This window comes from Mesorhizobium sp. M7D.F.Ca.US.005.01.1.1 (assembly GCF_003952545.1).
Lineage (GTDB): Bacteria > Pseudomonadota > Alphaproteobacteria > Rhizobiales > Rhizobiaceae > Mesorhizobium > Mesorhizobium loti.
Genome location: NZ_CP034453.1, coordinates 4,614,947 through 4,641,060, shown reverse-complemented (window position 1 = coordinate 4,641,060; position 26,114 = coordinate 4,614,947). Strand labels below are relative to the sequence as shown.

The window sequence follows — 26,114 nt, the reverse complement described above, 5'->3', positions numbered from 1 at the left end:
CCCTCCGGAGCAGAATTCCATGCACAAGCGCCGTCTCGGTCGGACCGATCTTCTTGTTACCCAGATCTGCCTGGGCTCCATGACCTGGGGCCAGCAGAACACCGAGGCCGAGGGCCACGCCCAGATGGACCTGGCCTTTTCGCGCGGCGTCAATTTCATCGACACTGCCGAGCTCTACCCGATCCCGCCCAAGGCCGAGACACAAGGGCGGACCGAAAAGATCATCGGCAGCTGGATGAAGGCCAATCGCAACCGCGACAAGGTGATCCTGGCCTCCAAGGTTGTTGGCCGCACGGCCAACCGCTGGTTTCGCGGCGACAGGCCATCGCAGCTGGTGCGCGCCGATATTTTTGACGCCGTCGACAAGTCACTGGCCAAGCTCGGCACCGACTATCTCGACCTCTATCAGATCCATTGGCCCGAACGCGACATTCCCTGGGGCGCTAACCCGACGCGCGTCGGCGCCGTATCGCCGCGCGCCGATTCTGTCGGCGCTCCGGCTGACGAAACGCCGATTGCCGAGACGCTCGCCGTGTTCGACGAACTGGTGAAGGCCGGAAAGATCCGCCATTTCGGCCTGTCGAACGAGAGTTCCTGGGGTGTGATGCGGTTCCTTGCGGAGGCTGACAAAGGGATCGGACCCCGCGTCGCGTCGATCCAGAACGCCTACAATCTCGTCAACCGCACCTTCGAGGTGAATCTTGCCGAGGTCTGCGAGCGCGAGCAGGTGTCGTTGCTCCCCTATTCGCCACTGGCGCAGGGCTACCTCACCGGCAAATACGACCATGGCGCGCGCCCGCAGGGCTCGCGCTCACAGCTGTTCAATCGCGGCCAGCGCTACGAGACGCCTAACGCCGCCGAAGCACAGCTCGAATACAATGAGCTGGCGCGCTCGTTTGGCCTGGAGCCGGCTCTGTTTGCCAATGCCTATGTCTCGAGCCGGCCGTTCGTGACCTCCAACATCATCGGCGCGACGACGCTTTCGCAGCTCGACATGGCGCTGTCTTCCGTCGAAATCGTCTGGACCGAAGAGATGCAGAAAGCGGTGGACGCGATCCACCAGCGGGTCGGCAATCCCTGTCCTTGAACGGGATTGGCTGCGGCCGATTATTCAATTATTACAAGGGAGCCGGGCAATCATGAATTTTCCGATAGAGCTGGTCCGCGAACGATTTCCGGCGCTGTCCCTGGCCGACAATGGCCGCCGCCGCATCTATCTCGACAACCCAGCCGGGACGCAGGTGCCAAAGGCGGTCGCCGAGGCCGTGTCGCGCTGTCTCTTGACCACCAATGCCAATCTTGGCGGCTATTTCGAAACGACGATTGCCGCGCAAGCTGTCGTCGATGAGGCGCATCAGGCAATGGCCGATTTCCTTGGCGCCGCAAGCCCCGAGGAAATCATCATCGGCGCCAACATGACGACGCTGACCTATCACATGTCGCGCACGCTCGGCCGCACGATGAAGCCCGGCGACGAGATCATCCTCACCCGCATGGACCATGAGGGCAACGTATCGCCCTGGCTGCAGCTGGCCGAGGACCTCGGCCTCGTCGTGCGCTGGCTGCCGTTCGACGAAAAGAGCTGGCAGGTCGAAGAGGCGACTCTGGCTGGTCTGCTTTCCGAGAAGACACGGTTGGTTGCGTTGAACTACGCCAGCAACCTGACCGGTTCCATCAATCGCGTGAAGGCGCTGACCGCCATCGCCAGGAACGCCGGCGCGCTGGTCTATGTCGATGCCGTGCAGTTCGCGCCGCACGGTTTGATCGATGTTCGGGAACTCGGCTGCGATTTCCTGATCTGTTCGGCTTACAAATTCTTCGGTCCGCACATGGGCATTTTGTGGGGACGGCGCGACGTCATCGATGACTTGCAGCCCTACAAATGCCGCTGTTCGTCCAATGGCCTGCCGGAGCGGTTTGAACTGGGTACACCGCAGATCGAGCTGATGGCCGGGCTCACCGCCGCGGTCGACTACTTTGCCGACCTTGGCGCGGCGGCAGGCGAGGGCGGTTCAAGAAGGCAGAAGATTGCCAAGGCGTTTGCGGTTTCGATCGCCTATGAAAACCCGCTGGCGCAACAGCTGATCGACGGCCTCTCCGACATTTCAGGTCTGACCATCCACGGCATCACCGATTCGAAGCGGCTCAGCGAGCGCGTGCCGACGGTTTCCTTCACCGTCGACGGTATCGTGCCGGAGACGATCGTTCGGCAGATGAATGCCGAAAACATCTTCCTGTGGTCGGGGCACAACTACGCCTGGGAGATCGTCCACCAATTGGGCATTCCGGCCGAGCATGGCGTCGTGCGCATCGGCATTGCCCACTACAACACTACAGCCGAAATCGACGAGACGCTGGAGAGTGTGCACCGGGTTATCGCCATGCTCAGGCAGCAGCGCTCCTGACGCTGGCTTGAGCATTCATCGCGTCTTGCCGCCGAAGCCGGTGAGGAACGCAGTGAGGTTGTCACCGAGTTCGTCGCAGAGGTAGCCGCCCTCCTGGACGATGACCGTCGGCAGGCCGAGCTTGGCGATGGCCTCGCCAATGCGCGAGAAGCCAGGCGTCGACACCGAAAGCCCCCCGAACGGATCGCCTTCGAACGCATCGAGGCCGAGCGCCACGACCAGCGCGTCCGGCGAAAAGGCACGGATGCGCTGGAACGCCACCTCGAGCGCTGCGAGAAACGCCGCGTCGGCGGATTTGCGCGGCAGTGGCAGGTTGAAATTGTAGCCGAGGCCGGGGCCTTCGCCGCGCTCGTCGGCATGGCCCCAGAAGAACGGATAGAAGCGCACCGGATCGGCATGCAGCGAGACGGTGAGTACGTCCGGCCGCATATAGAAGATCCCTTGCGTGCCGTTGCCGTGATGCAAGTCGACATCGAGGATCGCCACGCGCGACGCCGTCCTGCGCAAGACCTGCGCGGCAACGGCCGAGTTGTTGATGAAACAGAAGCCGCCGGCGACGTCGGCGAAGGCATGGTGGCCAGGTGGGCGGCACAGAGCGTAGGCGGCCGGCGCGCCTGACGTCACCGCCTCGGCCGCGTCCACCGCGCTCCAGGCGCTCCACAGCGCGCTCTGCCATGTTTCGCCCGAGATCGGGCAAGCGGTGTCGGCCATGTGATAACCGGCCTGGCCGACCGCCGAGGCCGGATAGGAGCCGTTGCGCGCAATCGGATGGATGTTCGGGATCACTTCAGCCGACGCGCCTTCGATGCGCTGCCAGCGCGTGTAGATGTGCTCGAGGAAATCCAGATATTCCGGCGTGTGCACCGCTGAGACAGGACCGAGCTCGTGATCCCGAGGCCGCTCGATTGTGCAACCTGCAGATAATGCGCCGGCTAATAATCTCTCGACGCGCTCCGGCTTTTCCGGATTGGGCTGTGCCGCACCGCTCGAAAGAAAGGCCTTGGGGTCGTGGCGCTTCTGTTCCTCGGCATAGAAGGCTTTCATTCCTGATCCCCATTTTCGGCCGCGTCGGCGAACGCAAAGAACGCCTCGCCGATGATCTTCTGCGTTTGCTCGTAGCTCGACCAGGCGATGCCCAGCCTCTCGTAGAAGGCCTTGGCACCTTCATTGTCGGTGTCGACGGACAGCCGGAGATAGACGCCACCTTCCTTTCGGCACTGCGCCGCAACGTGCCGCAGCAGCCGCTCGCCGATCTTGCGGCCGCGGAACCGATCCTCGACATAGAGATCCTGCACATAGACGCCAGGCCGCCCCATCCAGGTCGAAAAGATCGGAAAATGCAGGCACAGGCCGGCAAATTCCCCATCCACTTCGGCGATCAGGGTCGAGAAGGCGGGCTTTTCGCCAAAGCCATAGGTGCGCAGATCATCTGCTGTCGAAATGATCTCCTCGGGCGCGCCAATATGCGTGCCGAGTTTCAGGATCGCCGTGTGGATCGTTTCGACGTCTTCCACTCGGCCGGGGCGTAACAGGACGTCATCGGATGTTGGATTGGTCACGGTCGTCTCTCAAAACGCCACCCGGTCGCCGCCCTTGAGCGCCAGCATGTCGCGCGCTTCGGTGGGCGTGGCAACCTCCAGCGACAGCCCGTCGAGAATGCCACGGATACGGCGCACCTGATCGGCATTGGATTTCGCCAGCTGGCGGCCGTCATAGAGACTGTCTTCCAGCCCGACCCGGACATTGCCGCCCATCGCCGCGGCGATCGAGATCAACGGCATCTGCTGGCGGCCGGCGGCCAGCACGGAGAACTGGTAGCTGTCGCCAAACAATTTGTCGGCGATCCGCTTCATATGGACGAGGTTGTCAGGGTCGGCGCCGATGCCGCCCAATATGCCCAGCACGAACTGGATGAACAGCGGTCCCGACACCAGACCCCGGTCGCGGAAATGCGCCAGCGAATAGAGATGGCCGACATCGTAGCATTCGAATTCGAAGCGCGTGCCGCAGCCCTTGCCCAACCGCTCCAGCACGCCCTCCATATCGGCAAAGGTGTTCTTGAAGATGGTGTCCCGGGTGGCTTCGAGCAGCTTCGGCTCCCATTCGTGCTGCCATTCCCTCGGTTTGTCGAGCATCGGGAACAGCGCGAAATTCATCGAGCCCATGTTGAGTGAGCACATTTCGGGTTCGGCCCTTAGCGGTGCAGCCAGCCGCTGGTCCAGCGTCATCAGCGACGAGCCGCCGGTGGTGATGTTGATCACCGCATCGGTCGCCTGCTTGATGCGCGGCAGGAACTGCATGTAGACGTCCGGATCGGCGGTCGGGCGGCCATCCCTGGGGTCACGGGCGTGCAGATGCAGGATCGAGGCGCCGGCTTCGGCCGCCGCAATCGCGTCGGCGGCGATCTGGTCCGGCGTCACCGGCAGATAGGGCGACATCGACGGCGTGTGCACCGAGCCGGTGACGGCGCAGGTGATGATGACTTTGCGCGGCGCCATTCTTTTACCCCTGGCCTTCGACCGGCAGGTCGAGTTCGGAGGCCAGAACCTCCAGCGAGTCGCCGATGATGGAGACGATCTCGCCGACCTGTTCCCTGGTGACGATCATCGGCGGCGCGACCATGAAATTGTCGCCGTCGACGCCGCCCTTGACCCTGCGGCCATAGATGATCAACCCGCGCTCATAGGCGAGGTCGAGCAGCCTCTGCGTGGCCTTCTTGGTCTGGTCGATCGGCCTCAGGGTCTCAGGATCGGCAACCATCTGGGCGCCGGTGAGCAGGCCCTTGCCGCGCACGTCGGCGATGAACGGAAACCGCTTCGCCAGCCCTTTCAGCCCGTCCATCAGCACGTCGCCCATGGCAGCCGCATTGGCGATCAAGCCGAGTCGGTCCATTTCGCCGAGCACGGCCAGTCCGGCGGCGCAAGCCAGCGGGTTGCCGGCATAGGTGTGGCCGTGCTGGAAGCCGCCCGCGTCGAGCAGCGGCTGCACCAGCCGCATCGGGGCGGCCAGCGCGCCAAGCGGCGCATAGCCGGAGCCCAGCCCCTTCGACAGCGCGACGATGTCGGGCTTGCAGTTCCAGTGGTCGCCGCCGAGGAATTTGCCGGTGCGGCCGGCCCCGCTCATCACTTCGTCGTGGATGAGCAGGATGCCGTAGCGGTCGCAGATCTCGCGGATGCGTGGATAATAGCTGTCCGGCGCCACCAGGGCCGCGGTCGCAGCACCCCCGATCGGCTCCATGATGAAGGCGACCACGCTGTCCGGGCCTTCGGCCAGGATCTTCTCCTCCAGCATGTCGGCATAGCGGATGCCGCGCTGTTCCATCGAAAGATTGTCGCGGTCGCGCCAGGCATTCGGCGCCGGCACGGTCGGCATCACCCGCATCATCGGCTCGAACGTTTCGGCCAGCGCATCGTCGCCGGTGATCGAGAGCGAACCCAGCGTGCCGCCATGATAGGAGGGAAAGCGCGTGATCACCTTCCAGCGGCTGGCCTGGCCGGTGGCGACCGCCCATTGCCGCGCCAGCTTGATACAGGATTCCGTCGCTTCCGAGCCACCGGAGACGAAGAAGATGCGGTCCATGCCTTCCGGCAGCTTGCCGGCGAGCTCCCGCGCCAGCTCTTCCGCCGGCTCGTTCTCGAAATGCAGGCGATAGGCGAAGGTGGCGCGGTCCATCTGCCGCTTCATGGCATCCAGCACGTTGCGGTTGGAGTGGCCGATATTGGCGACCATCGGGCCGCTCGAGCCGTCGATGAAGCGGCGGCCGTCCTGCGTCCACATATAGATGCCCTCGGCGCGGTCGATCAGCGGCCGGCGCAGGCTGGACAGATAGAACAGATGCGATTCTCGCCGGGCTTCGGTTTCTTGAGCGGCGGATTGGACTTTCGACATGTCAGGGCTTTCCGAGGTAACGATCGAGGACATTCTTGGTAACGCGTTCGACCATCGGGTCTTGTCTTAGCAGGCCGGCGACCCATTCGCAGCTTCCGGCATGGAACACCTCGCCCTTGCCGCGTGGGAAATTGACGATCATGCCGTTGCCGCGTTTGACCCTTTCCAGATTGGCGTCGCTCGCCTCGCCGAACAAAGTCTCGGCGGTGAAGCGGCCATCCTCATCGGTGAGGAACTGGTCCTCGATCGGGATGTCGGCGCTTTCCTCGACCTGAGAGGCCATGCCGACGGCGAGAACCTGCAGGCCAACAGGCGCGCCGCTGGTGGCGGTCGGGTAGGGCAGGCCGCCGCGTATCTCGAACTCGAGCCCGTCGACCTCATAGCCATAGACATGGCTGCCGGCGCCCAGCAGGTCACCATAGTAGATGCCGGTGCCGGCGAACGCCCAGTGTTCCGGCCGGTAGACCGGAAAGCCACGCACACCGCGCGGCGCGCAGCCGCCCCAGCCGGCATAGAGGCCGCGGGTCGCGTTGAGCCCGAAGGTCGCGGATCCTGGCCGGCCGATTTCCGGCGCCTCCCAGGAGTTGGTGGCGCGGGTGACGTCGCCGCCCGGGAGATAGGCCGGGTCCTCGGCACGCGAGCGATATTTGTAGCAGATCTGCCTGCGGCCCTCGTCCTCCAGCCGCGTCTGCCACATGAAATTGCCGGCAAAGCGCGCCGCATGACCACCGCGCTCGACATAGGTGTCGACGGCGTCGCGCATCTCCCAGGTCCAGTATTCGTCATGACCGACGAAGACGGCGCAGTCGTAACCGTCGAGAGTTTCCGGCGAAAAATGCAGATCATGCTGGCTGGCGAGATCGACTTGATAGCCGGCTCGTTCGGCGAAGCGGAAGAAGTGGCTGTCATAACTGGCCCAGCCCGACGAAGCGTATTTCTTCGAATGGCCGGTGGCGAGCGCCCACTCCATATGCGGATAGCGCGGCACGGTCTTCGGTGGCACGGCGACTTCCAGCGGTACGCGCGGCGCGTCTTTCGGCAGCACGACGAAGCCGCGACACCACGGGCGCTGCGTCGACACGATGGGTGAATACTGATTGCGATCCGGCCCGGTAATGCCCTGGTAGTGGTTGGAACCGCCCCAGGTGTTGTAAGCCAGCCAGGTGCCCGTCGCCGCCACCTGCAGCACACGGCCGGGTTTCTTGCCTGGCTGCGGGCTGACGATGAAAATATGGTGGCATTGGATCGGCTTGCCGTCGCGACCGTCTGCGGTCAGCGTGACCCGGTAGGCACCGGACGGCCAGTCGTTCCCGACACGGAATTCGAACGACGCTTCCCAGCCGCAACCTTCGGCTGAACACTGGTCAGGACTGTCCTGCCAACGCGACGCGATGCCCGATTTCTCGAACACTTTGGTCTCGGTGCCGCCGTCGCGGATGATCGCCATGCTGAAGGACGGCGCCGTCGAACTGACATGAAGCGTCACCGTCTCGCCGGCGCGATAGGAAAAACGGTCGCTGTAGCACCAGATCTCACCGCGCTCGCCATCCATGCCTGGCCACTCGTAGTAATGGCCGCGCACCGCGTGCCGGCGCTGCTCCGGCGTCAGTCCGAAATCGGGGAATTCCGTGTTTGGTCTGGTCATGGTCACACTCAGGCGGAAAGGTATTTCTTGAGGAAGGTGCGCGTGCGTTCCTTCTGCGGCGCGCGGAACATGTCGCCGGGCGGGCCTTCCTCGACGATCACGCCGCCATCCATGAACAGCACCCTGTCCGCCACCTCGCCGGCAAAGCGCATCTCATGTGTTACGATGAGCATGGTCATGTGTTCGGCGGCAAGCTGTTTCATCACCGCGTTGACCTCGTCGACCAGTTCCGGGTCAAGCGCCGAGGTGGCTTCGTCGAACAGCATCACCTTGGGCTGCATCGCCAGCGCACGGGCAATCGCCACGCGCTGCTTCTGGCCGCCCGAAAGCCGCGAGGGATAGGCGTCGATCTTGTCGGCGAGCCCGACCTTGGACAAGAGGCTATGCGCCAGCGCATGCGCGTCACTTTTGGTCATTCCCTTGAGGATGATCGGTCCCATGGAAATGTTCTCGAGCACGGTCAGATGCGGGAACAGATTGAAGTGCTGAAACACCATGCCCATCTGCTGGCGCACCTTGTTGATGTGCCGCTCGAAGGCCTGGCCGTGCAAGGGCTGGTTGACCTGCACGCCGTCGAGCCAGACTTCACCGGAATTCAAGGATTCCAGATGGTTGATGGAGCGCAGCAGCGTGCTCTTGCCGGAGCCGCTCGGCCCGATGATCGCGACGATCTGACCGCGATCGACAGACAGGTCGATACCTCTGAGGACCTCGACGGCGCCGAACGATTTGCGCGCACCGCGAACCTCGACCATGGGCCGCTGTGTGCTCATCGGGAAGCCTCCACATGTCTTTCGAACAGGCGCAAGGCCGCCTCGAGCACAAGGTTGAGAATGTAGTAGAGCGCCGCTGCGGTGATGTAGAACTCGAACGGGCGGAACGTTTCGCTGATCGCCAGCTGGGCCGAATGGACCAGCTCGGCGATGCCGATGACCGAGACGATCGAGGATTCCTTCAGCAACGCGATCAGGTTGCCGCCGATCGGCGGCGCGGTGTTGCGGATGGCTTGCGGTATCACGACATGGCGCAGCGTCTGCCACTTGCCGAAGCCGATGCTGCGCGCACCCTCTGTCTGGCCGACATCGACGGCCACGATGCCGGCGCGGATGATGTCGGCATTGTAGACCGCAAAATGCAGGCCAAGCCCGACAATGCCGGCGGCAAGGGCAGGGATGTCGATGCCGATCTGCACCAGGCCGAAATAGATCAGGAACAGCTGCAGCAGCAGCGGCGTACCCATGAACACCCACATGAGCGCGCGCACGGGATAGGCAACGATCTTCGGGGCATAGAGCACGGTGACCGCAAACAGGATGCCGCCGACGAAGCTGAGCGCGCCCGCCGAAATGGTCAGCACCGCGGTCCACCAGGCGCCGATCAGCAGAAGGTCCCAGTAGGGCGCGACGACGGTGAAATCCAAACCTTGCATCGTGCTCTCTCCGGTCAGACGATGGCGAAGCGTTTGTCGAGAAGGTCGACGACCCGCGCAACCGCGTAGACCATGATCATGTAGAGCAGGGCTGCAACGCCGAAGATCTCGAACGGCTTGTAGGTGGAGCCGATGAAGCGCTGGGCGGTGTAGGTCAGTTCGACGACTGAAATGGTCGACACCAATGCGGATCCCTTCAACAAAGCAACCGTATTGACCCCGAGCGGCCGGATCATCAGCCGCGCGGCCTGCGGCAGCACGACCTTGCGCAGCGTCTGGAAACGGCTGAAGCCGATTGTGCGGGCAGCCTCGGTCTGGCCTCTGTCGACCGCGACCAGCGCGCCACGGATCGATTCCGCCATATAGGCGCCGATGTTGAGGCCGAGGCCGATGACGCCCGCGGCGAACGGCTCCAGATTGATCCCGATCTGCGGGCCGCCGAAATAGAGCACGAAGAGCTGGATCAGGCACGGCGTGCCGCGAAACAGGCTGACATAGAGCGTGCCGATGGTCCGCAGGATTGCCGACCTCGACATCTTGGCGGCCGCGGCTAATGAAGCAGCCGCAAGGCCCAGGATCAGGGCCAGCACCGTGATCTCGATCGTCACCAGGGCAGCTTCCACGAAGAACGGGAAGACACGCTGCATCAAGGAGAAATCCATGAAAGGGCCCAGCAGGAGTGACGCTTCAGACGGCTTTGGCCGCCTGAAACCAGGGAGGGGTCAGCGGATGTCGCTGCCGACCCACTTCATCGAGATCTTTTCGTAGCTGCCGTCCGCCAGCATGTCGTCCAGCGCCTTCTGCATGGCAGCCTTGAGCTCAGGATTGTCTTTGCGGATGGCGATGCCGATGGCAACAGCGCCGCCTTCGATATCGGGCGTGTTGAGCTTGCGGACCTTCTCGCCCGTCTCCTTGACGGCAACCATGACCGGAATGTTGTCGACGACGATGGCGTCGACACGGCCGGCCCTCAGCTCCAGCAGCAGTTCCGGCAGGCCCTTGTAGGTGCGGATATCCCAGCCGCCCTTTTCGCGTGCCCATTTCTCGTGGGTCTCGCCCAGCGTCACACCAATGGTCTTGCCCTTGAGGTCGTCGAGGCTCTGCACCTTGGACGCCTCGCTGACAAAAACGGCGCGGCCGGCGTGGTAGTAAGGCCCGACGAAATCGACCACCTTTTCGCGCTCGGGCGTGATCGTCATCGAGCCGACGACGGTGTCGTATTTGTTGGCGAGCAGCCCGGCGATGATGCCGTCCCAGGCCGTGGTGATAATGGTGCCCTTGACGCCGATGCGCTCGGCGATGGCCTTGCCGATATCGGCGTCGAAGCCGACGACTTCATTCTGGTCGTTGACGAAGTTGAAGGGTGGATACTGACCGCTCATGGAAATCTTCAGCTCGCCCGCAGCCTTGATCTTCTCGAGGTCGTCGGCCCTGGCCGAAACGGCCGTGAAGGTCGACGCAAGCAGCAGGGCCGCAACGGCGATGCCGGAAAATACTCTGTTCATCTGATTTCCTGTCCTCTGGATGGCGCGCAAGGTTTGTTCTTGGGAGGCGTACAGACGCTTTCCTGTCATCAATGATTGCCTTTGCGGCATCATTGCGCAAATAGATAATGGGAATAGGGAGCATAGATATCAGGAATGGCTTTGCCGCGCCCCGAACGACTGGTGTGGGATCTGGACTGGAACCTTCTGCGGACCTTCGTCGTCATCGCGGAGGTCAAGAGTATCACGCGTGCCGCCGAGCGGCTGAACCTCAAGCAGCCAAGCGTCAGCAACGCGCTGCGGCGGCTGGAAGACCGGGTAGGCCGGCGTCTGGTCGAGCGCGACGCGACACGTTTCGAACTCACCGAGGTCGGACGGCTTCTCTATGAGCAGAGCGTCGAGGTGTTCGGCACCATATCGCAACTGCCGCTGCTGATGCGCGGCATCAGCGACGACGTCACCGGCCATGTGATGATCGCGACGGCAAGCCATGTCGTCTCGCCGCTCTTCGATCAGGCGCTGTCCGAGTTCCACCGCAACTACCCGCGCGCCAGCATCACCATTTCAGTCGCGGCAAGCACTGAAGTCGCCAAGCAGGTCAGGGAGCGGCGTGCCTCCTTCGGCATCTGCCTGGTCAGCCAGCGCGATCCGGCGCTGGAATATGCGATGGTCTACCGCGAGTTCTTCGGCTTCTTCTGTGGGCCGCAGCACAGGCTTTATGGGCAAACCGGACTGACGCTGGCCGATCTCCGTGGCGAACCCTCGGTATCGTTCCAGACCGACCATATTTCGGATGCGTTGCGGCCGGTCGCGCTGTTGCGCAGCGAGGCCCGGCTGAACGCCGATGTCGTCGGTGTGTCCTCGAGCCTGGAAGAGGTGCGGCGCATGATCGTCGCCGGGCTCGGCATCGGCCCGCTGCCGCTGCATGTCGCGCGGCGTGACGTGGCGGATGGAGCGCTGTGGCGGCTGCCGCCCTACGACGCGCCGCCGGCCATCGACATCTTCCTGCTGGTCAATCCGGACAAGGCGATGAACCGCGCCGAGAAGGCGCTGCTGTCCGGGCTACAGACGTTGATCGCCGAGACACCGCTCGAGGACCGCATCTACCAAGGCTGACCGGCCGAGACAGGCTTATTCGATCAGTAAGGTCGCCGCGCGGTTCCGCATTGGCTCGTCCAGCGCCACAGAGGTGCGCGCGGCGAGGTCGAAGCGCACGCTGGTCGTCCGGCTCGATGCACGGACGACGCCGTCTAGCGAGCCCGACATAACCTGTTCGAAGGTGATGGAGGTGCGGCCGATCTTCACGACATGCGAGCGGATAGCGATGAGCGCACCGGCTTTCGTTTCATGGCGATAGTCGATTTCGGTGCGCACATCGGCCCATCCGATTTGCGACGCCTGGTTGTCGTCCTGTCCGGCGATATGGCCGAGAAGCTGGAAGCTGGCGTCGTCGAACATCGCAGCGTAGTGACGCACATTCACGTGCCCCATCACGTCGCACATCCAGGGATGAGCGACGCCGACAAAGGTGACGAGAGATTTGCTCATGGGTTTTTTGCCTCAGTGGCCATCGACGATCGCGCCGACGCAATATCGAAACGCACGCCGACAGGCAAACGGTCTGCTGTCATGGCATCTTATGAGAATGACCTTCGGCATCGTATTCGTTAGCCGCACCCTTGGCCGACTCCATCAAACGGACTATCTCAGGGGAGGCGGCGTTTCCGCCACGGGGGTCGGCATGCTCAGAGTGCAAAAGGTCAAGGTCGACGAGATCTACGTGCCGACGGCGCGCAAGAAGACGCTGCATCCCGAGACCGTCCGTCATCTGGCCGAGGACATCCTGGAGAATGGCATGAAGACGCCGATCCAGGTTCGCCACGACGGCAAGCGCCATATCCTCGTCGAAGGCCTGCATCGGCTGGAGGCGGCAAAGTGGCTCGGCGAGACCGAGATAGAGGCCTATCTGGTGCAAGCCAAGCGCCACTGACGCGGCCTTAATTCGCTAGGCACTCTCCACACAGCACAAGCATACCCCAGAATTTTTCGCTGGCGGTGTCGGTTTGCGGTTCATCGGCTCGTCCTTGGGACGCAAGCCAGATCAAACCCACACCGAGGACACCATCATGACCACCAAGCTCGACATCGCCCCCGCCAATGACCGTGAACTGGTTCTGGCCCGCATCATCGATGCGCCGCGCGAAAACGTCTATCGCTGCTGGACCGACCCGAAACTGGTGACGCAATGGTTCTCGCCAAAACCGTGGACGACGCCGCGCGCCGAAATGGATGTGCGCACCGGCGGCTCGAGCCTTGTCGTCATGGCGAGCCCCGATGGCAACGAATACCCCAACCCAGGCGTCTTCCTCGAAGTCGTTCCCGGCAAGAAGATCGTCTTCACCGATGCCTATACCCAGGCATGGGAGCCGTCGGAAAAGCCGTTCATGACCGGCGTGCTGACCTTCGAGGACGAGGGCAACGGCAAGACCCGCTATATCGCTCGGGTCAGGCATTGGAGCGCCGCCGACCGCGAACAGCACGAGAAGATGGGTTTCCACGAGGGCTGGGGCCAGTGCACCGACCAGCTCGAAGACCTCGCCAAAACGCTTTGATATCGGCAGGACGAGAGGAGATCGATATGTCCAAAACCCTGATTTTCGCCATTCTTGTTTCGGCCGCAGCGCTTCTTGGCTGCCCGGGCATCACCAATGCAGAGGAGACCAAATCCGCCATGACGACCGAAACGAACGCACTGCCGAAGCCGGAGAAGTCCGGCCTGCTGCCGATCAACGGCCTGACCTACTATTATGCCATCTACGGCAAGGGCGAGCCGCTGCTCCTGCTGCATGGCGGCCTCGGCACCACGGACATGTTCGCGCCGCTCCTGCCCAAGCTTGCCGAAAACCGCACCATCATCGGTGTCGACCTGCAAGGTCATGGCCGCACGGCGCTCGGCGAGCGGCCGTTCAGTCTGGAGGCGATGGGCGACGACATGGCTGATATCGTCAAGGCGCTTGGCTACGACAAGGTCGACGTCATGGGCTATTCGCTGGGCGGCGGCGTCGCCTTCCGCATGGCCGTCCAGCATCCTGAAGCGGTGCGCCGGCTTGTCCTGGTGTCGACCGGCTACGCCGCGGACGGCTTCTACGCCGAGATGCGCGGCCAGCAGGCGCAGGTCAGTGCGGCGGCGGCCGATTTCATGAAGGACACGCCGATGTACAAATCCTACATGGCAGTGGCGCCACGTCCGCAGGATTTCCCGAAGCTGCTCGACGCGCTCGGCAATTTCATGCGCCAGGACTACGACTACTCCGCCGACGTCGCCAAGCTGAAGATGCCGGTCATGCTGGCCTATGGCGACAGCGACATGTACCGGCCCGAGCATGAGATCAAGTTCTACCAGATGCTCGGCGGCGGACTGAAAGACGCCGGCTGGATGCGCGAGAACCTGTCACAGAACCGCCTGGCGATACTGCCCAACCGCACCCATTACGACGTCTTTTTCGCCCCCGAGCTGACGGCCGCCGCGCTGCCTTTCCTCAATGGCGAGACCAAGGTGAAGACCTGGGACGAGGTCGTCAGCGAAACGGAATGACTGCCCGTCGATTCCCGCCGGCCGTCTCTCATGAGGCGGCCGGCGGCTTTGTTTATGAAGCCTTGGCGCGGCGCGGCTGCCTGAGATGCTTGATGCCGCTCATCTCGACGAAATTCGTCGCCGCTTCCCAGAGATAGTCGCCGTAGAGAAACGGCTCGAAGGGCTCCGCGCCGGTCAGCGGCAACGGCGCAATCTCGGCGTCGACGCGCGGTTCGTAGAAGAACGGGATCGAGAAGCGCGCCGTCTTCGGGGCAATCACCCGGTGCCGCGTTGCCCGGACGCGCCCGCCGGTCCAGCGTTCCAGCAGCTGGCCGAAATTGACCGCAAGCGTGCCGTTGGCCGGCGGCACGTCGATCCATTCGCCGGCAAGGTTCTTGGCCTGCAAGCCCTCGACGCCGTCCTGCGCCAGCAAGGTGACGAAGCCGGAATCGGCATGCTCGCGGCCGATGATGGTGCGCGTCTCACCCTTGTGGACAACCGAAAACTCCGGCCCGCTGGTGTCGACCCCGGCATTGGCGTCCCGCAGGGGATAACGGATCAGCCGCAGCGTCGAGATGCCATGCTTGAAATAGGCGTCGAAGATGGTTTCCGGCAGGCCAAGCCCGCGGGCGATCGAGCGCATCAGTGCGTTGCCCACAGTCTCCATCGCGCGGTAATAATCCGCCGCCGCCGCGCGCCAGCCGGGCAGAGCGTCTTCGGTCGGCAAGGGTGTCGGCTCGCACAACGGATCGTCGGAAGCCGGGACATCAGTCGCATGGGCGAGATCCGGTCCCATGTCGACGCCTTCCTTGTAGGAAACGGCTGTCGGCTGCAGCGGGAACCAGCCGCGATAGACGTTCTTTTTCGTGCGGTCGAAATTCCAGCGCAGCAGTTTCTGCTTCTCGGCGTCGGCAAGCGAGAAGATGCGCAGCAATTGTGCGCGTTTGTCCGGCGTCAGCCAGTCGTCGCCGGGAAAGTCCCGGACCGCCATGAAGCCGATTCCGGAGGCTGCCGCCATGATCCTGGCGTCGGTGCGGTCGCGAGCGGGCGAGGGCGGCCCGAACAGGTCCGCAATGCCGATGGTTTCGATGTCCGGCGTCATGGCTTCGGTTCCATCCGCATCACGATAATCGATGACGTTGTATCAAAGCTTTTCAATTGACCCAATCGGTCCCGCCGCTACGGTGCCGCTTATTCTCTCCACCAATGGATCCGGGCGATGGCAAGATATGAGGGCGGATGCCTGTGCAAGGCGGTGCGCTACCGCACGGACGCGGCTCCCATCAACGAACGCATCTGCCACTGCCGGATTTGCCAGAAGGCGATCGGTGCCGCCTTCAACGCCCGCGTGCTGTTTCGCATCGACGATTTGACGGTCGACGGGCCACTGGCGACGATAAACTCCTCGCCGGACCTCAAGCGCGGCTTTTGCCCGAGTTGCGGCACGACGATGTTCTCCCGGCGCGATTCCGCGGGGATTATCGGCATCACCACCGGTTCGCTCGACGATCCCTCTGTTTTCAAGCCGCAAATGCATATTTTCACGGCCTCGAAGCAGCCCTGGCTGATGCTCGATGACGGCTTGCCGCAGTACGAAGGCGCTCCGCCGCCAGGCTAGTTTTCCTTCGTCCGCAGGGAGAGAAGGAAGAGCGTAACCATGACCAAAATTTAATCGAAAGAGACACGAGATAGCCGGCAAAGCGTCATTGGCGGGCCATCTTTGTCTCCCTATTTAAGGGGCGCGGGCACGGCATTCGAGGAGACGACGGATGAACGACAGCATCAGCACCCTGGATGAGCTTTTGAGCGATCCGATGGTCCTGCTTGTGATGGAGCGCGATCGTGTGCGCCCCGAACAGGTGCGCATGCTGCTCGAACGGGTTCGCCGGCCCTCCGTCGATGAACCTGACGTGCCGCCGGCGCATGTGATCGCCAGGACATGCCAGAAACTCTGGCTCTGCCCGTAAATCGCGTTGCGACTAATCACGTCGCGATTTTCCCTGTGAATCTCAAGCTGGCCCCAAGGTGGGCTGGTTTTGAATCGCGTGCATCCCGGCACCAGCTTACAAATCCGTAAATTGATTATCCTGCCCATGACGATAAGGCTTGCCCGGGATTGACCGATGCTGGTCTCTCCGCGCAAGTCCGATCTCTCATGCATGGAATTCGACATTGGCCGACATCTGCACTCAAGGCCTGGACACGGGCTTCGTCGGCTTGGGATTTGCCAAGGTGGCGTTCCTCGGCGTGGTGCAAGGCATCACCGAACTGCTGCCGATTTCCTCGACCGCCCATATGCGCATCGTGCCGGCCGTACTCGGCTGGCAGGATCCCGGCTCCGCCTTCTCCGCCGCCATGCAACTCGCGGCCCTTGCCGCGGTGGTCAGCTATTTCTGGAGTGACGTCAGGGATATCCTGTTTGGGTCGCTCGACGCACTGGCGCGACGCGATTTCGCTGACCGGCATTTCCGGCTGGCGCTCTGGATCATATTGGCGACGATCCCGATCGTCATCGCCGGCGTTGCCCTATCGGGCGTGCTCAACGCCTGCAATTCGCCGCTGCGCAGCCTGACTGTGATCGGCTGGGCCTGCATCGCCATGGCGATCCTGCTGGCGCTGGCCGAGATTTTTGCACGCCACCGGCGCAGCATGGGCGAAGCGTCGCTGGCGGATGCGCTGCTCGTCGGTGTTGCCCAGATCGGTGCGCTTATCCCCGGCGTGTCGCGCTCCGGCTCGACCCTGACCGCAGCACTGGGGCTCGGCTTCAAGCGGGCCGAAGCGGCGCGCTTCTCGTTCCTGCTCGGGTTGCCCGCGATTGCGCTCGCCGGTCTCAAGGAGCTTTGGGAACTGCACAAGGTCCATCTCGACGCCCATGGCTGGTCGGTCCTCGCCGTCGGGCTGGTCGTTGCCTCGATCTCCGCCTTCTTCGCCATATGGGGGCTGATGCGCGTGCTGGAGCGTTTTTCGGCCTGGCCGTTCGTCATCTATCGCGGCGTGCTCGGTGTCGTCCTGCTACTGTGCGTCGCCATGGGATGGCTTGTCTAAGCGCGCCTGAGTCTTCCACAGTATCGCTTGAAACGGGCTATATCCGTACCGGGCCTCGAACTTCGATTCCGGTACGCGCATGGATTTTTTGACCTTTCTGCAATCGGTCCCATTGCTGCTGGCGCTCGCCAAGGGCGCGCTGCCGTCGGTGGCGACACTCGGCATGGGGTTGGGCCAGTGGGTTGCCTCGCTGCCGCCATGCCGGGACTTCGCCTTCGAGGCGACCAGCTATCTCGTGTGCGAGGTCGACCCGAAACGATATCAGGTCGAGTTGTTCTGGAAGGATCCGGCGGGCAAGCCATTTCAGTCGCTGCACAATCTCCATGCCGCGCAGCAGGCGGCCGGGCGCACGATGCTGTTCGGCATCAATGCCGGCATGTATCACCCGAACCTCGCGCCGGTCGGTCTCTATGTCGAGCACGGCCAGGAAATGGCTGATGTGAAGACGGGATCGGGAAGCGGCAATTTTTCCCTGCAGCCGAACGGTATTTTCTACATGCGCGACGGCAAGGCCGCGGTCCGCGCCACCAGGGATTTTGTGAAAAGGCGTCCGAGCGTCGATTATGCGACGCAATCCGGGCCAATGCTGGTGATCGACGGCCAGCTGCATCCGAAATTCCAGGCCGACAGCACCTCGCGAAAAACCCGCGACGGGGTCGGGGTGCGAAAGGACGGCGTTGCGGTGTTTGCGATTTCGAACGGCACGGTGACCTTCCATGCCTTCGCCCGGCTTTTCCGCGACGCGCTCGGCTGCGACAACGCGCTGTTCCTCGACGGCACGATATCCAGCCTGTTTGCGCCTGCCATCGGCCGCAACGACGACTACTGGAATTTGGGGCCGATGATTGGCGTCTTCAGGAAGAATGGCTAGCGCCCGAGCTCTCTTTCCGACTCTCGCTTGGCCGTCGCGAACCCCGTTCGCCAACCTTCGCTCCGACTAATAATCCTTGATTCAAACTTTATTGGTAATTTCTCATTCATAACTGATCCGGTTTGTCCGTTGGCTGTCATTTTGCCCTCGGTCTGTTGTGTTTTGAGTACAGGTCCAGATGCGGATTCCGGGCGCTATCAGTTTCTTGATCGCATCGTTATGCCTTGCCGGCTGCACGTCGACGGCCGGCATCGATGCCTTGGATTTGCAGAAACCGTCGAGCGAAACCACCAGTTCCGTGATCCGGCCGCCGGCACCTATAGCGGCAGTCCCCCAGGCAATGGCCAAGCGCGCGCCAAGGGTCGAAATGGCGCCCATGTCTGACAATGACCCGGACGAAAGTCCGCGGCCTTTCGGTCTGGCGGAGGAAGAGACGGTGGCACTTTCAGCGCCGGAACCGTCGGACAGCATCGAGCCCTCGATCGAGCCGGCGGCCCTGGTATCGCCGCCGAGGCTCTTGAGCCGCGCGGCGCCTCCGATGCTTGCCGGGCCGGTCACCCGCTATGGTTTTCGCGATGCCAAGCCGATCAATTTCGGCAAGGGTTCGCCCCGCCATCTTGCCGTGCACGGCGTCGACGTCTCACGCTGGCAAGGCAACGTCAACTGGGACAAGCTGCGCGTCCAGGGCGCCAACTTCGCCTACATCAAGGCGACCGACGGTGGTGATCATCTCGATCCGATGTTCATGAAGAACTGGCGCAATGCCGACGCTGCCGGCCTGAAGCGTGGCGCTTACCACTTCTTCTACTGGTGTCGCACGGCCGGCGAACAGGCCGACTGGTTCATCCGCAATGTGCCCAGGGTCGAAGGCGCGCTGCCGCCGGTGATCGACGTCGAGTGGAACGGCGAGTCCAGCTGCAAGCGGCGGCCGTCGCGCGAAAAGGTGCTGGAGAAGATGCAGGTGTTCATGGACAAGCTGGAACGCCATTACGGCCAGCGGCCCATCATCTACACCGCGCCTGATTTCTACCGTGACAATCTCAGGGGTGAATTCCTCGATTATCCGTTCTGGGTGCGCGCTGTGGCGCGGCATCCATCCAAGGTCTACCCCGACCGCAAATGGCTGTTCTGGCAGTATTCCGGCTCCGGCCTGTCGCATGGCGTCACCGGCCGCATCGACCTCAACGTCTTCCACGGCGACGAACGGCAATGGCGCAATTGGGCCGGTGGCCGGCAGACCGTCGCCGACGCCGACTGAGACAGCCGTCAGATCCGACGTGCTTCGCTCTCCCTGATATCCGCCGTCTGCGCCAGCACCCAGTCGCGGAACACCTTGATCTTCGGCGTGTTGCGGCGGCTTTCCAGGTGCACCAGCCAATAGCCGTCGCCGTCGGAGCCGAGGACTTCGAACGGCTGTATCAACTGGCCCTTTGCCAAAAGGGCGCTGTAGATGTTGCGGGTGAGGATCGCGGCGCCCTGATCGGTCAGTGCCGCCATCGCATCATAAGCCTGCGAACCCAGCATTGGACCCGCGATGACGCGATCGGGATCGAAGGGCACGCCGGCTGCTTCGAACCAGATTTTCCACCAGGGATCGGTCGCACAGCATAGCGCTACCTTGTAGAGATCCTCGGGGTGGCGAATACCGCCCACGCTCTCGGCCAGCTTGGGGCTGAGCATTGGCGTGTAGTCCGCCTTGAACAGATAATGCGCCGCCAGGCCGGGCCATTTTCCGGTGCCGGTTCTGATGCCGATATCCATGTCCTCGCGGGTGAAATCGACCAGCCGGGCCGATGTATTCACCTTCACGGCAAGATCGGGATGCATCAGCTGGAATGTTCCAAGCCATACGGCCAGCCAGTTCGTTGCGAATGTTTCCATGGTCGTGACGGAAAGCACGCCGGTCGCTCCGCCCTTGGTGGCGACCCATGCATCCGCCAGGGCCGAGAACGCGCCGGTTGCGTGCGGCGCCAACTGCTGCCCAGCCTCGGTCAGCACGATCTGCCTTGTTTTCCTTATGAAAAGCGGCGTCCCGGCGCGTTCTTCCAGCACTTTGATCTGATAGCTGGCCGCTGACTGGGTCATGCCGAGTTCTTCGGCGGCCTTGGTGAAACTGCCCAGCCGCGCTGCGGCCTCAAACACCCTAATAGCGCCTAGCGGCGGCAGCTCCCAACTCATGACGCATCAATCCTCCTGATGCATGATACGCGACGTTCGATTGGAATCCAAGGCTGGAAAGAGGCATGCTCTGTCCATCAACTCGAACCCGGAAGGACACGGCAATGACCACGACCCTCTACAACGCGCTTCGTCGCCCGACGCTCGATCTCTTCATCGCACCGTTCAGGCCCCGCTCGCGCCGCCTGCTCGATCGCCGTTGCCTGTCGGACCACTTCCTGCGCGATATCGGCATGCTCGACGGACATGTTCCCAACGGCAGCATCCGCTGAGGCAAGTCTCTTTGACCGACTTAGAATGCAAGGGAGGGAAAGATGAGCGTGTCATCGCAGGATCTGGCGAAGAGCCGTCAAACGATCAGTGCTTATGAGGATTATGCGGAACAGTACGATGCCATCGTGAGGCATGTTCCCAACGAGAGGGAGCAGGCATCGCTGAAGCGCCTTGTGGCGATCGCCGGTACCAGCGGCCAGATTCTGGAAGTTGGGTCCGGAGCGGGATACGATGCGGACTTTCTGGAGAGTTTGGGCGTCAAGGTTCGGCGCACCGACGCGACGAAGCGGTTTCTGGAGCTGCAGGCCGCGCGCGGCAAGCGCGGCGAACTCCTCGATCTCCTCACCGATGATCTCGGCGGCCCCTACGACGCGGTGCTGGCCCTGTGCGTCCTGATCCATGTGCCGCGCGACCAGACCGACCAGGTCCTTGCCAAGATAGCCGGGTCGCTGCGGCCAGGCGGCGCCTTTCTCGTATCTATGCGCAATGGCGATGGTGAGACGTCAGGCGAATATCATACGGTCTACTGGCGCAGGGACGACTTCGCGGCCCGTCTCGAAAGCGCCGGGCTGGTCCTGATCAGGGACGATTTCAACGTCGGCCGCGATCGCGAAGAATGGAACACCTTCCTGGCTATCAGGCCAGCATGACGCGGCGTGGACTGTCGCTGTTTGCGCTGCTCTTATCTGCGTGGCCGGCGACGCGATTCATCGAGGGTGGCATAGGCCAGGACTGCAGAGAATGACCCGAAACAGACTAGCACTGCGGTGATAACCATGAGGTCGTAAGTCGACACGCTCGTTCTCCCTTCGATGAGTGTCGAGGAGACAGCATGAGCGGTGCATGTGCGTTGATCTGGATCAACGGAAGACGGTCTTTTCCTTTCTGGAGAGGCGGCTTCTCGAATATACGAGACATTGCCGCGGCCTTGCTGTCTATGTGCAGGCTCCTGCACTCCTGGGGGGAGACGAGTTGGAGCTCAAGATTCTGCTTGTCGGCTTTGCCTGCGCGGTCGCCGGCGGGCTGTCGATCGTCACCTTTCTGAAATGGCGAGAAGTGAAGGCGGTCAGCCGCTGGTTGCCGGCGCCGGGAAAGATCGTCTCTTCGCGCGTTGAGGCACGCGAGGTCCGCAGCTCTGGCAGCGGTTCGGACAGCAGCGATTCCACCGAGATCCGCAATTTTCCGGCGATCACCTTCGAATACAAGGTTGGCGGCAAGACATTTCGCGGTTCGCGCTACAGCGTGCAGGAGAATCTGGGGAATTTTGAAGTCAAGGAGACCCTTGCACGGTTTCCCCGCGGTGCTGAGGTGACCGTGTTCTATGATCCGGCGGCTCCGAGCAAAGCCGTGATCGAGCGCACCATGCCCGAAGGCGCCTTCAAGTTCATGGTCCAGCTTTCGGCCGGACTGGTGGTCGGCGCGCTGGTGCTGGTGTTTTCCGTCGGCGGTGTGCTGGAAGCGATCGGCCCGCATCTGCCCAAGCCGCAGAACCTCGGCGCGGGAGCGCTGCTGCTGTTCATGGGTCTGTTTATCCTGCGCATGGGTTTCGCCCAGAAATCGTTGGCGGAGCAGGGGGCAAAATGGCCGATCGCGGCCGGTCGCATCGAGTCCTCGGGCCTGCAGGCGCTTCGAAGCCATTCAGGCTATCGACGCTGGCGCACCGTCTTCAAATCTCGCATCGTCTACTCCTATGGCGTCGCCGGCCAGCGCTACAGCGCCGATCGCGTGACCTTCGGCGCCACCGTGACGGCTTCGCTGCCCGGCCTCGTCGGCGGCCAGGCACGACAGTATGTCGAGGGTAGCAAGGTCGACGTCCACTATGACCCCGCCAACCCCGCCTCGGCGGTGCTCGAATGCCGGGTGCGCGGGCTGTGGTTGCTGTGGGTCTGCTCGGCAGGCTTTCTCGGTGGCGCCGCGTTTCTGGTCGGGCTGTTCTGAGGCGATGGACGCATTCAGCAGCGGACGAGGGGGCCGCTGTCGAAGCCAGGCCAGGTGAACCGCAGCGTGGCGCCGTGCCTGACGATGTGGATGACACGCGTGAACGGCTCTTCGAGCGACGGGTCAGAGCCGTAGCATTGGCTTGCCCGCACCACCCATCCGGTCGGATTTTTGCGAAATGTCGCGTGCTCGCAGCCAAACTCGGGAAGCGACAGGGCAGCCTGGTCTACAGTGAAGACGGTTTCGCGTTGGACGTCGGCCGCCGCACTGCAGTTCAGCCGGTCGCTGGACCATGCCCCGACATAGGGCGCCGCCGCCAGTGCCGGGCCGCCCGCAAATGCGGACATTGCCATCGTCATCACCAAACGCCGCATCATCTGTCTCCTGGGCCGCTGTGCTCGACCATACAGGCTGTCGCCGTGGGTACAGGATAAGTTTTCGTCCAGGAGCGGACAGACCCAGCCGTTCCGGATTTCGCTTATGCTTTTGCGCGGATGATGCGACTGTGCGGCCCAGGCAACGCTTTCCCAGAGACATCTGATGATCACCCGCACACTGGCCTTTGTTTTCCTGGGCTTGCTCGGCCCGATGCCTGCGGCCTTCGCAAAAGACTGTCTGCTGAGCCACGCCACCTATCGCGAGCCGCGCTCGGGCGCGGTCATGCAATTCCGGCCGCTCGCCAACGAGCCGGCGGCGCTGACGGCGCAGGTGTTTTCGCTGACCGTGCCCAACACCGGCACAAGCCTGCCGGCCGACATCACCTGGACCAACGGTAGGAATTCATTTCCGCTCGGCACCATCCGCCACACCTGCACAGACGACGACCGCGAAGTGGGCCTTCAGGATGGCAGCGGCCTGTGCAGGATATGGATGGGCCAAATCTATGCCCTGACCGGCGGCGGCGCCGAACAGCTGAATTCGCGCGAAACGACACCCGCGCCGAAAGGGCTGCTTTTGCCCGATTTCGGCGTGGCTTTCACCGAAGGAGCCGATTTCGCAAATGCCAATCCCGACGGCTCGGCCTGGGATGCCTTCACCTTGACAGGATGCAGCGATGAATAGCGCCATGAGATCGATCACCTGGGCCAGCGCCCTGCTTGCATCCGCGACGACAATCACCGTGGCGCGTGCGGACGAGCCGGCGCCATCGCGCCCGCCGATCGACAAATGCGTCTGGGAAAGGCTGACGGACAAAAATGTCGGGCTGGCCGCCTGGGTTCAGCGCTGCGACTTCGGCTTCCGCCAGATCCACTTCGAATTCGCCGGCAATGCGCTCGCCATCAAATACAGCGATGGCGGCGCGGCCGACCCTCTTGTCGAGTTGTATGACATCAGGTCCGGCGAAACCGGCGAGGCTGCCTTGCAACGCCTGTTCCTGCAAAAGACCGACAAGGCCGTCAGCGCCCGCTGCGTGCTGGCGCCTTACACCGAGGGCACAGTACCCGCCGGCGTCAAGCGCTACACATTCAGCCCGGACGCTGCCTACGCGAAAGAACTGAAAGCGCTAGCCGACCCCAACGAGGTTCCGGAGCCGCCCTGCGGCGACTGGGGCGAAATGCCTGACGGCATCCAGTATTTCGAGGTGCCTGCGGGTGAGGGGCGCAAGCTGCTGTTCGTCCGCATCGGCCAGGACGAGCCGTTGTTTGATGAGCAGACGCTGCGGGTGTTGTAGGCGTTACGCCGACCCTACATGTTAGAATAGCTCAATCTGAACCGGGTTAGCCTCATCCGGCTTGGAGTTATTGTCGATGATCTTCAGGATTTCCTCCCGAGATCTGGCCAAACGGAAGAGTCGATAGTTTGCAACTTTTTGATTCCGCTCGACAAAAGTCCTCAGGATGCTGCTTGCCTTCTCAATCAAGCCAATGGCTATTGTCGTCTCTGCCAACGGGATGGAAGCCCGGCGCATGAGTTCACCAATGACGAATAGCAAATGAAAGTGGCCTTCGATCAGCCATGATTCCTCAAAAGAATTTCGAGTAACCGATGCCTGCCAGGCCAGAATCTCTTTTCTGCGGCGCTCGATCACGGAATAACATTCGTGCGCCGCGATAATTATCTCGGGCGTTACTGCGTGAGGATTGAAAGCCTCTTCATATAGATCGCCAAATATATCGTTAGAGTTGGTTTTGCTCTTTGTCGGCTCGCCGCAAAGGTACGCCAGCACGAGTTGGCCTGCTCTCGCCGCATCGATCATCCTCATTCCTGGACGAGGTGCGTTCTCTCCGCGCTTCCTAACATAGAAATAGTTGTGAGGTCGAAGACACTCGACCAGTTGGCGCTGTATGTTGTCGTTTGCTCTCAAGTCGCGATTCAAGATGCGGCTTTGCGTGTTGCTTGCAAGGGCAACCCGCTCGATAAATGTACTATCGTTCGTTTCGATGATTTTCACATGAACATAGCCGTTGTCCAGGTCGGCCATGGTTCCGGTCGAAACTGCATGAATGACCGTCGCGGTTTGGCAGCCATTCACGATCTGAGGGTTTACCATCGTTATGGGATGTCTGCCATTCGCTACGGAAACTATCTGTTCGCAAACGATTGTAAGGCCGGAGTTTAAGAACCAAAAATCGCTTGCCTGCCCGGACAGCAATGTTTCCCGGATTTCCCTATTGACCTCATTGTCCAAGCCAAGAAAATATCGAACGTTTTGCCAGATTAATCGCTCATCGAATACTTCATTTTCTGCGCTGAGAAACTGCGTCAGTTCCTTCAACGAGACCTTCAGCATGACCGCCCGCTTGTTGGCTTCTTTTACACCGAACGCGGCATCATCTGACGGAACAATCTTCTTTTTGAACCGAGGCTTAGTGGCCTTTACGACCCCGTGAGATAGCTCGAACAACCCATATTCGAACAGCGCAATTTCGTGACGGCTCAGAGCTTCAACTAGTCGGTTGTGAGCATCTTTTTGAAGCGTGGCCTGGTTTGAAAAGAGATGAACCGAAATCCGATAGCTTTCTTCCGCAAAAATATCCCATATCTCCCTAACTTTTGCAGCTAGAGGGCCGTTGCATGTTTTGAGCATATCCTCGCGGTTAAGAACGAGGTCTTCAACAAAAGAGATTATTTTATCAATTTCGTCGCCAGGGAAATTCTTCCGAGAATTCTTATATGAGACAACCGTCTTGCATGACCCGATATTTATTACACGATTGTCGTGATCGATATAGACAATATCGATGCCGCGGTCATCAAAGCCGTCAACAATATACTCGTCGACTTCTGGTTGAGGTAGCCCAAAGACAGTTTCTAAGGCAAGTCTAGTAAATGCATCGCTGCGCGAGACGCTGGCGCTCTCACGTTCCCGTATACCGCTTTCAACGACGCCGAAATCTAGGATTGTCGGCGTCGTTGCATTTACGACTTTTGGGCTCAATCAAA

The 26,114-nt window shown here is 61.8% G+C and carries 31 protein-coding genes; 16 read left to right on the top strand and 15 right to left on the bottom strand.

All coding sequences use genetic code 11. The annotated features are described in order from the left end of the window. The first annotated feature begins 19 nt into the window (after positions 1-19). Positions 20-1,087, top strand: coding sequence for an aldo/keto reductase (locus tag EJ076_RS22420; protein WP_126069295.1), 1,068 nt, complete (start codon positions 20-22; stop codon positions 1,085-1,087). A gap of 52 nt (positions 1,088-1,139) precedes the next feature. Next, positions 1,140-2,405: a cysteine desulfurase-like protein gene (locus EJ076_RS22415; RefSeq protein ID WP_126069294.1), complete on the top strand. Its 1,266-nt coding sequence runs from the start codon at positions 1,140-1,142 to the stop codon at positions 2,403-2,405. A gap of 15 nt (positions 2,406-2,420) precedes the next feature. On the opposite strand, the gene EJ076_RS22410 is transcribed toward EJ076_RS22415, so the two are convergent. Genes EJ076_RS22410 through EJ076_RS22370 form a run of 9 tightly spaced genes read right to left on the bottom strand, consistent with a single transcriptional unit; the run spans position 2,421 to position 10,872 of the window. Next, positions 2,421-3,449 carry a histone deacetylase family protein gene (locus tag EJ076_RS22410; RefSeq protein ID WP_126069293.1) on the bottom strand — a complete coding sequence of 343 codons (1,029 nt, stop codon included), beginning with the start codon at positions 3,447-3,449 and terminating at the stop codon, positions 2,421-2,423. Continuing rightward, complete coding sequence (locus EJ076_RS22405; protein WP_164548705.1) at positions 3,446-3,964, bottom strand: GNAT family N-acetyltransferase; 519 nt, start codon at positions 3,962-3,964, stop codon at positions 3,446-3,448. The genes EJ076_RS22410 and EJ076_RS22405 overlap by 4 nt, the downstream gene beginning before the upstream one ends. Positions 3,965-3,973: 9 nt before the next feature. Continuing rightward, the gene (locus tag EJ076_RS22400) at positions 3,974-4,903 is read right to left on the bottom strand and encodes a 3-keto-5-aminohexanoate cleavage protein (RefSeq protein ID WP_126069292.1); all 930 of its coding nucleotides are present in this window, start codon (positions 4,901-4,903) and stop codon (positions 3,974-3,976) included. A 4-nt stretch (positions 4,904-4,907) separates the two neighbouring features. Next, positions 4,908-6,293, bottom strand: a complete 1,386-nt coding sequence (locus EJ076_RS22395) for an aspartate aminotransferase family protein (RefSeq protein ID WP_126069291.1) — start codon at positions 6,291-6,293, stop codon at positions 4,908-4,910. Between the two features lies 1 nt (position 6,294). Further along, a complete protein-coding gene (locus tag EJ076_RS22390; RefSeq protein ID WP_126069290.1) occupies positions 6,295-7,938 on the bottom strand; it encodes a N,N-dimethylformamidase beta subunit family domain-containing protein in 1,644 nt (547 codons plus the stop codon). Between the two features lie 8 nt (positions 7,939-7,946). After that, the gene (locus EJ076_RS22385) at positions 7,947-8,711 is read right to left on the bottom strand and encodes an amino acid ABC transporter ATP-binding protein (RefSeq protein WP_109669717.1); all 765 of its coding nucleotides are present in this window, start codon (positions 8,709-8,711) and stop codon (positions 7,947-7,949) included. Then, the gene (locus tag EJ076_RS22380; RefSeq protein WP_126069289.1) at positions 8,708-9,367 is read right to left on the bottom strand and encodes an amino acid ABC transporter permease; all 660 of its coding nucleotides are present in this window, start codon (positions 9,365-9,367) and stop codon (positions 8,708-8,710) included. Before EJ076_RS22380 ends, EJ076_RS22385 begins: the two co-directional genes overlap by 4 nt. Before the next feature lie 14 nt (positions 9,368-9,381). Next, positions 9,382-10,029 (bottom strand): amino acid ABC transporter permease, encoded by a 648-nt coding sequence (locus tag EJ076_RS22375; protein ID WP_126069288.1) that lies wholly within the window; start codon positions 10,027-10,029, stop codon positions 9,382-9,384. A gap of 60 nt (positions 10,030-10,089) precedes the next feature. Further along, positions 10,090-10,872: an ABC transporter substrate-binding protein gene (locus EJ076_RS22370; RefSeq protein ID WP_109669726.1), complete on the bottom strand. Its 783-nt coding sequence runs from the start codon at positions 10,870-10,872 to the stop codon at positions 10,090-10,092. Positions 10,873-11,007: 135 nt separating this feature from the next. On the opposite strand from EJ076_RS22370, the gene EJ076_RS22365 reads away from it, so the two are divergent. Continuing rightward, positions 11,008-11,967 (top strand): LysR family transcriptional regulator, encoded by a 960-nt coding sequence (locus EJ076_RS22365; RefSeq protein WP_126069287.1) that lies wholly within the window; start codon positions 11,008-11,010, stop codon positions 11,965-11,967. A gap of 15 nt (positions 11,968-11,982) precedes the next feature. Here EJ076_RS22365 and EJ076_RS22360 read toward each other — a convergent pair whose 3' ends face one another. Next, positions 11,983-12,399, bottom strand: a complete 417-nt coding sequence (locus EJ076_RS22360) for an acyl-CoA thioesterase (RefSeq protein WP_126069286.1) — start codon at positions 12,397-12,399, stop codon at positions 11,983-11,985. A 193-nt stretch (positions 12,400-12,592) separates the two neighbouring features. Between EJ076_RS22360 and EJ076_RS22355 the strand changes: the two genes are divergently transcribed. From EJ076_RS22355 to EJ076_RS22345, 3 genes are all read left to right on the top strand, one after another. Beyond that, the gene (locus tag EJ076_RS22355; RefSeq protein ID WP_013532091.1) at positions 12,593-12,841 is read left to right on the top strand and encodes a ParB N-terminal domain-containing protein; all 249 of its coding nucleotides are present in this window, start codon (positions 12,593-12,595) and stop codon (positions 12,839-12,841) included. Between the two features lie 136 nt (positions 12,842-12,977). After that, positions 12,978-13,463, top strand: coding sequence for an SRPBCC family protein (locus EJ076_RS22350; RefSeq protein ID WP_109669841.1), 486 nt, complete (start codon positions 12,978-12,980; stop codon positions 13,461-13,463). Positions 13,464-13,489: 26 nt separating this feature from the next. Further along, positions 13,490-14,446 (top strand): alpha/beta hydrolase, encoded by a 957-nt coding sequence (locus EJ076_RS22345; RefSeq protein ID WP_109669734.1) that lies wholly within the window; start codon positions 13,490-13,492, stop codon positions 14,444-14,446. Positions 14,447-14,498: 52 nt separating this feature from the next. On the opposite strand, the gene EJ076_RS22340 is transcribed toward EJ076_RS22345, so the two are convergent. Then, the gene (locus EJ076_RS22340) at positions 14,499-15,527 is read right to left on the bottom strand and encodes a 2OG-Fe(II) oxygenase family protein (RefSeq protein ID WP_126069285.1); all 1,029 of its coding nucleotides are present in this window, start codon (positions 15,525-15,527) and stop codon (positions 14,499-14,501) included. Between the two features lie 117 nt (positions 15,528-15,644). Here EJ076_RS22340 and EJ076_RS22335 point away from each other — a divergent pair, with 117 nt between their 5' ends. From EJ076_RS22335 to EJ076_RS22320, 4 genes are all read left to right on the top strand, one after another. Continuing rightward, positions 15,645-16,043 carry a GFA family protein gene (locus EJ076_RS22335; RefSeq protein WP_126069284.1) on the top strand — a complete coding sequence of 133 codons (399 nt, stop codon included), beginning with the start codon at positions 15,645-15,647 and terminating at the stop codon, positions 16,041-16,043. Between the two features lie 151 nt (positions 16,044-16,194). Further along, positions 16,195-16,392, top strand: a complete 198-nt coding sequence (locus EJ076_RS22330) for a hypothetical protein (protein WP_109669740.1) — start codon at positions 16,195-16,197, stop codon at positions 16,390-16,392. Positions 16,393-16,597: 205 nt separating this feature from the next. Beyond that, on the top strand, positions 16,598-17,470 hold the full coding sequence (locus tag EJ076_RS22325; RefSeq protein ID WP_126069283.1) for an undecaprenyl-diphosphate phosphatase: 873 nt from the start codon (positions 16,598-16,600) through the stop codon (positions 17,468-17,470). 79 nt (positions 17,471-17,549) lie between these two features. Beyond that, on the top strand, positions 17,550-18,341 hold the full coding sequence (locus tag EJ076_RS22320) for a phosphodiester glycosidase family protein (RefSeq protein WP_126069282.1): 792 nt from the start codon (positions 17,550-17,552) through the stop codon (positions 18,339-18,341). Positions 18,342-18,443: 102 nt separating this feature from the next. Here EJ076_RS22320 and EJ076_RS35855 read toward each other — a convergent pair whose 3' ends face one another. Beyond that, positions 18,444-18,719, bottom strand: a complete 276-nt coding sequence (locus EJ076_RS35855; RefSeq protein ID WP_245462859.1) for a hypothetical protein — start codon at positions 18,717-18,719, stop codon at positions 18,444-18,446. On the opposite strand from EJ076_RS35855, the gene EJ076_RS22315 reads away from it, so the two are divergent. Next, entirely contained in the window at positions 18,718-19,599 is an 882-nt protein-coding gene (locus EJ076_RS22315) for a glycoside hydrolase family 25 protein (protein WP_245462858.1), read from the top strand. The two genes, EJ076_RS35855 and EJ076_RS22315, sit on opposite strands and share 2 nt — an antisense overlap. An 8-nt stretch (positions 19,600-19,607) precedes the next feature. Here the strand turns inward: EJ076_RS22315 and EJ076_RS22310 are convergent, their stop codons facing one another. After that, the gene (locus EJ076_RS22310; RefSeq protein ID WP_126069280.1) at positions 19,608-20,519 is read right to left on the bottom strand and encodes a LysR family transcriptional regulator; all 912 of its coding nucleotides are present in this window, start codon (positions 20,517-20,519) and stop codon (positions 19,608-19,610) included. A gap of 104 nt (positions 20,520-20,623) precedes the next feature. Here EJ076_RS22310 and EJ076_RS35280 point away from each other — a divergent pair, with 104 nt between their 5' ends. From EJ076_RS35280 to EJ076_RS22300, 3 genes are all read left to right on the top strand, one after another. Further along, positions 20,624-20,791 carry a hypothetical protein gene (locus EJ076_RS35280; RefSeq protein ID WP_164548704.1) on the top strand — a complete coding sequence of 56 codons (168 nt, stop codon included), beginning with the start codon at positions 20,624-20,626 and terminating at the stop codon, positions 20,789-20,791. Between the two features lie 42 nt (positions 20,792-20,833). Then, positions 20,834-21,442, top strand: a complete 609-nt coding sequence (locus EJ076_RS22305) for a class I SAM-dependent methyltransferase (protein WP_126069279.1) — start codon at positions 20,834-20,836, stop codon at positions 21,440-21,442. A 322-nt stretch (positions 21,443-21,764) separates the two neighbouring features. Then, a complete protein-coding gene (locus EJ076_RS22300) occupies positions 21,765-22,730 on the top strand; it encodes a DUF3592 domain-containing protein (protein WP_245462857.1) in 966 nt (321 codons plus the stop codon). Positions 22,731-22,744: 14 nt separating this feature from the next. On the opposite strand, the gene EJ076_RS22295 is transcribed toward EJ076_RS22300, so the two are convergent. Next, positions 22,745-23,077 (bottom strand): hypothetical protein, encoded by a 333-nt coding sequence (locus EJ076_RS22295; protein ID WP_245462856.1) that lies wholly within the window; start codon positions 23,075-23,077, stop codon positions 22,745-22,747. A gap of 193 nt (positions 23,078-23,270) precedes the next feature. Here EJ076_RS22295 and EJ076_RS22290 point away from each other — a divergent pair, with 193 nt between their 5' ends. Next, complete coding sequence (locus EJ076_RS22290; protein ID WP_126069278.1) at positions 23,271-23,792, top strand: hypothetical protein; 522 nt, start codon at positions 23,271-23,273, stop codon at positions 23,790-23,792. Between the two features lie 4 nt (positions 23,793-23,796). Further along, positions 23,797-24,402, top strand: a complete 606-nt coding sequence (locus tag EJ076_RS22285; protein ID WP_245462855.1) for a hypothetical protein — start codon at positions 23,797-23,799, stop codon at positions 24,400-24,402. Between the two features lie 21 nt (positions 24,403-24,423). On the opposite strand, the gene EJ076_RS22280 is transcribed toward EJ076_RS22285, so the two are convergent. Further along, positions 24,424-26,109, bottom strand: a complete 1,686-nt coding sequence (locus EJ076_RS22280; protein WP_126069276.1) for an AIPR family protein — start codon at positions 26,107-26,109, stop codon at positions 24,424-24,426. Positions 26,110-26,114 lie beyond the last annotated feature (5 nt).

Excerpts from the sequence above, each read along its gene's own strand:
- EJ076_RS22385 (WP_109669717.1), bottom strand. The coding sequence starts at position 8,711 with ATGAGCACACAGCGGCCCATGGTCGAGGTTCGCGGTGCGCGCAAATCG.
- EJ076_RS22285 (WP_245462855.1), top strand. The coding sequence starts at position 23,797 with ATGAGATCGATCACCTGGGCCAGCGCCCTGCTTGCATCCGCGACGACA.
- EJ076_RS22360 (WP_126069286.1), bottom strand. The coding sequence starts at position 12,399 with ATGAGCAAATCTCTCGTCACCTTTGTCGGCGTCGCTCATCCCTGGATG.
- EJ076_RS22335 (WP_126069284.1), top strand. The coding sequence starts at position 15,645 with ATGGCAAGATATGAGGGCGGATGCCTGTGCAAGGCGGTGCGCTACCGC.
- EJ076_RS22375 (WP_126069288.1), bottom strand. The coding sequence starts at position 10,029 with ATGGATTTCTCCTTGATGCAGCGTGTCTTCCCGTTCTTCGTGGAAGCT.
- EJ076_RS22305 (WP_126069279.1), top strand. The coding sequence starts at position 20,834 with ATGAGCGTGTCATCGCAGGATCTGGCGAAGAGCCGTCAAACGATCAGT.
- EJ076_RS22370 (WP_109669726.1), bottom strand. The coding sequence starts at position 10,872 with ATGAACAGAGTATTTTCCGGCATCGCCGTTGCGGCCCTGCTGCTTGCG.
- EJ076_RS22320 (WP_126069282.1), top strand. The coding sequence starts at position 17,550 with ATGGATTTTTTGACCTTTCTGCAATCGGTCCCATTGCTGCTGGCGCTC.
- EJ076_RS22295 (WP_245462856.1), bottom strand. The coding sequence starts at position 23,077 with ATGTCCGCATTTGCGGGCGGCCCGGCACTGGCGGCGGCGCCCTATGTC.
- EJ076_RS22345 (WP_109669734.1), top strand. The coding sequence starts at position 13,490 with ATGTCCAAAACCCTGATTTTCGCCATTCTTGTTTCGGCCGCAGCGCTT.
- EJ076_RS22365 (WP_126069287.1), top strand. The coding sequence starts at position 11,008 with ATGGCTTTGCCGCGCCCCGAACGACTGGTGTGGGATCTGGACTGGAAC.
- EJ076_RS22420 (WP_126069295.1), top strand. The coding sequence starts at position 20 with ATGCACAAGCGCCGTCTCGGTCGGACCGATCTTCTTGTTACCCAGATC.
- EJ076_RS22350 (WP_109669841.1), top strand. The coding sequence starts at position 12,978 with ATGACCACCAAGCTCGACATCGCCCCCGCCAATGACCGTGAACTGGTT.
- EJ076_RS22355 (WP_013532091.1), top strand. The coding sequence starts at position 12,593 with ATGCTCAGAGTGCAAAAGGTCAAGGTCGACGAGATCTACGTGCCGACG.
- EJ076_RS22390 (WP_126069290.1), bottom strand. The coding sequence starts at position 7,938 with ATGACCAGACCAAACACGGAATTCCCCGATTTCGGACTGACGCCGGAG.
- EJ076_RS22395 (WP_126069291.1), bottom strand. The coding sequence starts at position 6,293 with ATGTCGAAAGTCCAATCCGCCGCTCAAGAAACCGAAGCCCGGCGAGAA.
- EJ076_RS22400 (WP_126069292.1), bottom strand. The coding sequence starts at position 4,903 with ATGGCGCCGCGCAAAGTCATCATCACCTGCGCCGTCACCGGCTCGGTG.
- EJ076_RS22315 (WP_245462858.1), top strand. The coding sequence starts at position 18,718 with ATGTCTGACAATGACCCGGACGAAAGTCCGCGGCCTTTCGGTCTGGCG.
- EJ076_RS22380 (WP_126069289.1), bottom strand. The coding sequence starts at position 9,367 with ATGCAAGGTTTGGATTTCACCGTCGTCGCGCCCTACTGGGACCTTCTG.
- EJ076_RS22410 (WP_126069293.1), bottom strand. The coding sequence starts at position 3,449 with ATGAAAGCCTTCTATGCCGAGGAACAGAAGCGCCACGACCCCAAGGCC.
- EJ076_RS22290 (WP_126069278.1), top strand. The coding sequence starts at position 23,271 with ATGATCACCCGCACACTGGCCTTTGTTTTCCTGGGCTTGCTCGGCCCG.
- EJ076_RS22310 (WP_126069280.1), bottom strand. The coding sequence starts at position 20,519 with ATGAGTTGGGAGCTGCCGCCGCTAGGCGCTATTAGGGTGTTTGAGGCC.
- EJ076_RS22340 (WP_126069285.1), bottom strand. The coding sequence starts at position 15,527 with ATGACGCCGGACATCGAAACCATCGGCATTGCGGACCTGTTCGGGCCG.
- EJ076_RS22330 (WP_109669740.1), top strand. The coding sequence starts at position 16,195 with ATGAACGACAGCATCAGCACCCTGGATGAGCTTTTGAGCGATCCGATG.
- EJ076_RS22415 (WP_126069294.1), top strand. The coding sequence starts at position 1,140 with ATGAATTTTCCGATAGAGCTGGTCCGCGAACGATTTCCGGCGCTGTCC.
- EJ076_RS35280 (WP_164548704.1), top strand. The coding sequence starts at position 20,624 with ATGACCACGACCCTCTACAACGCGCTTCGTCGCCCGACGCTCGATCTC.
- EJ076_RS35855 (WP_245462859.1), bottom strand. The coding sequence starts at position 18,719 with ATGGGCGCCATTTCGACCCTTGGCGCGCGCTTGGCCATTGCCTGGGGG.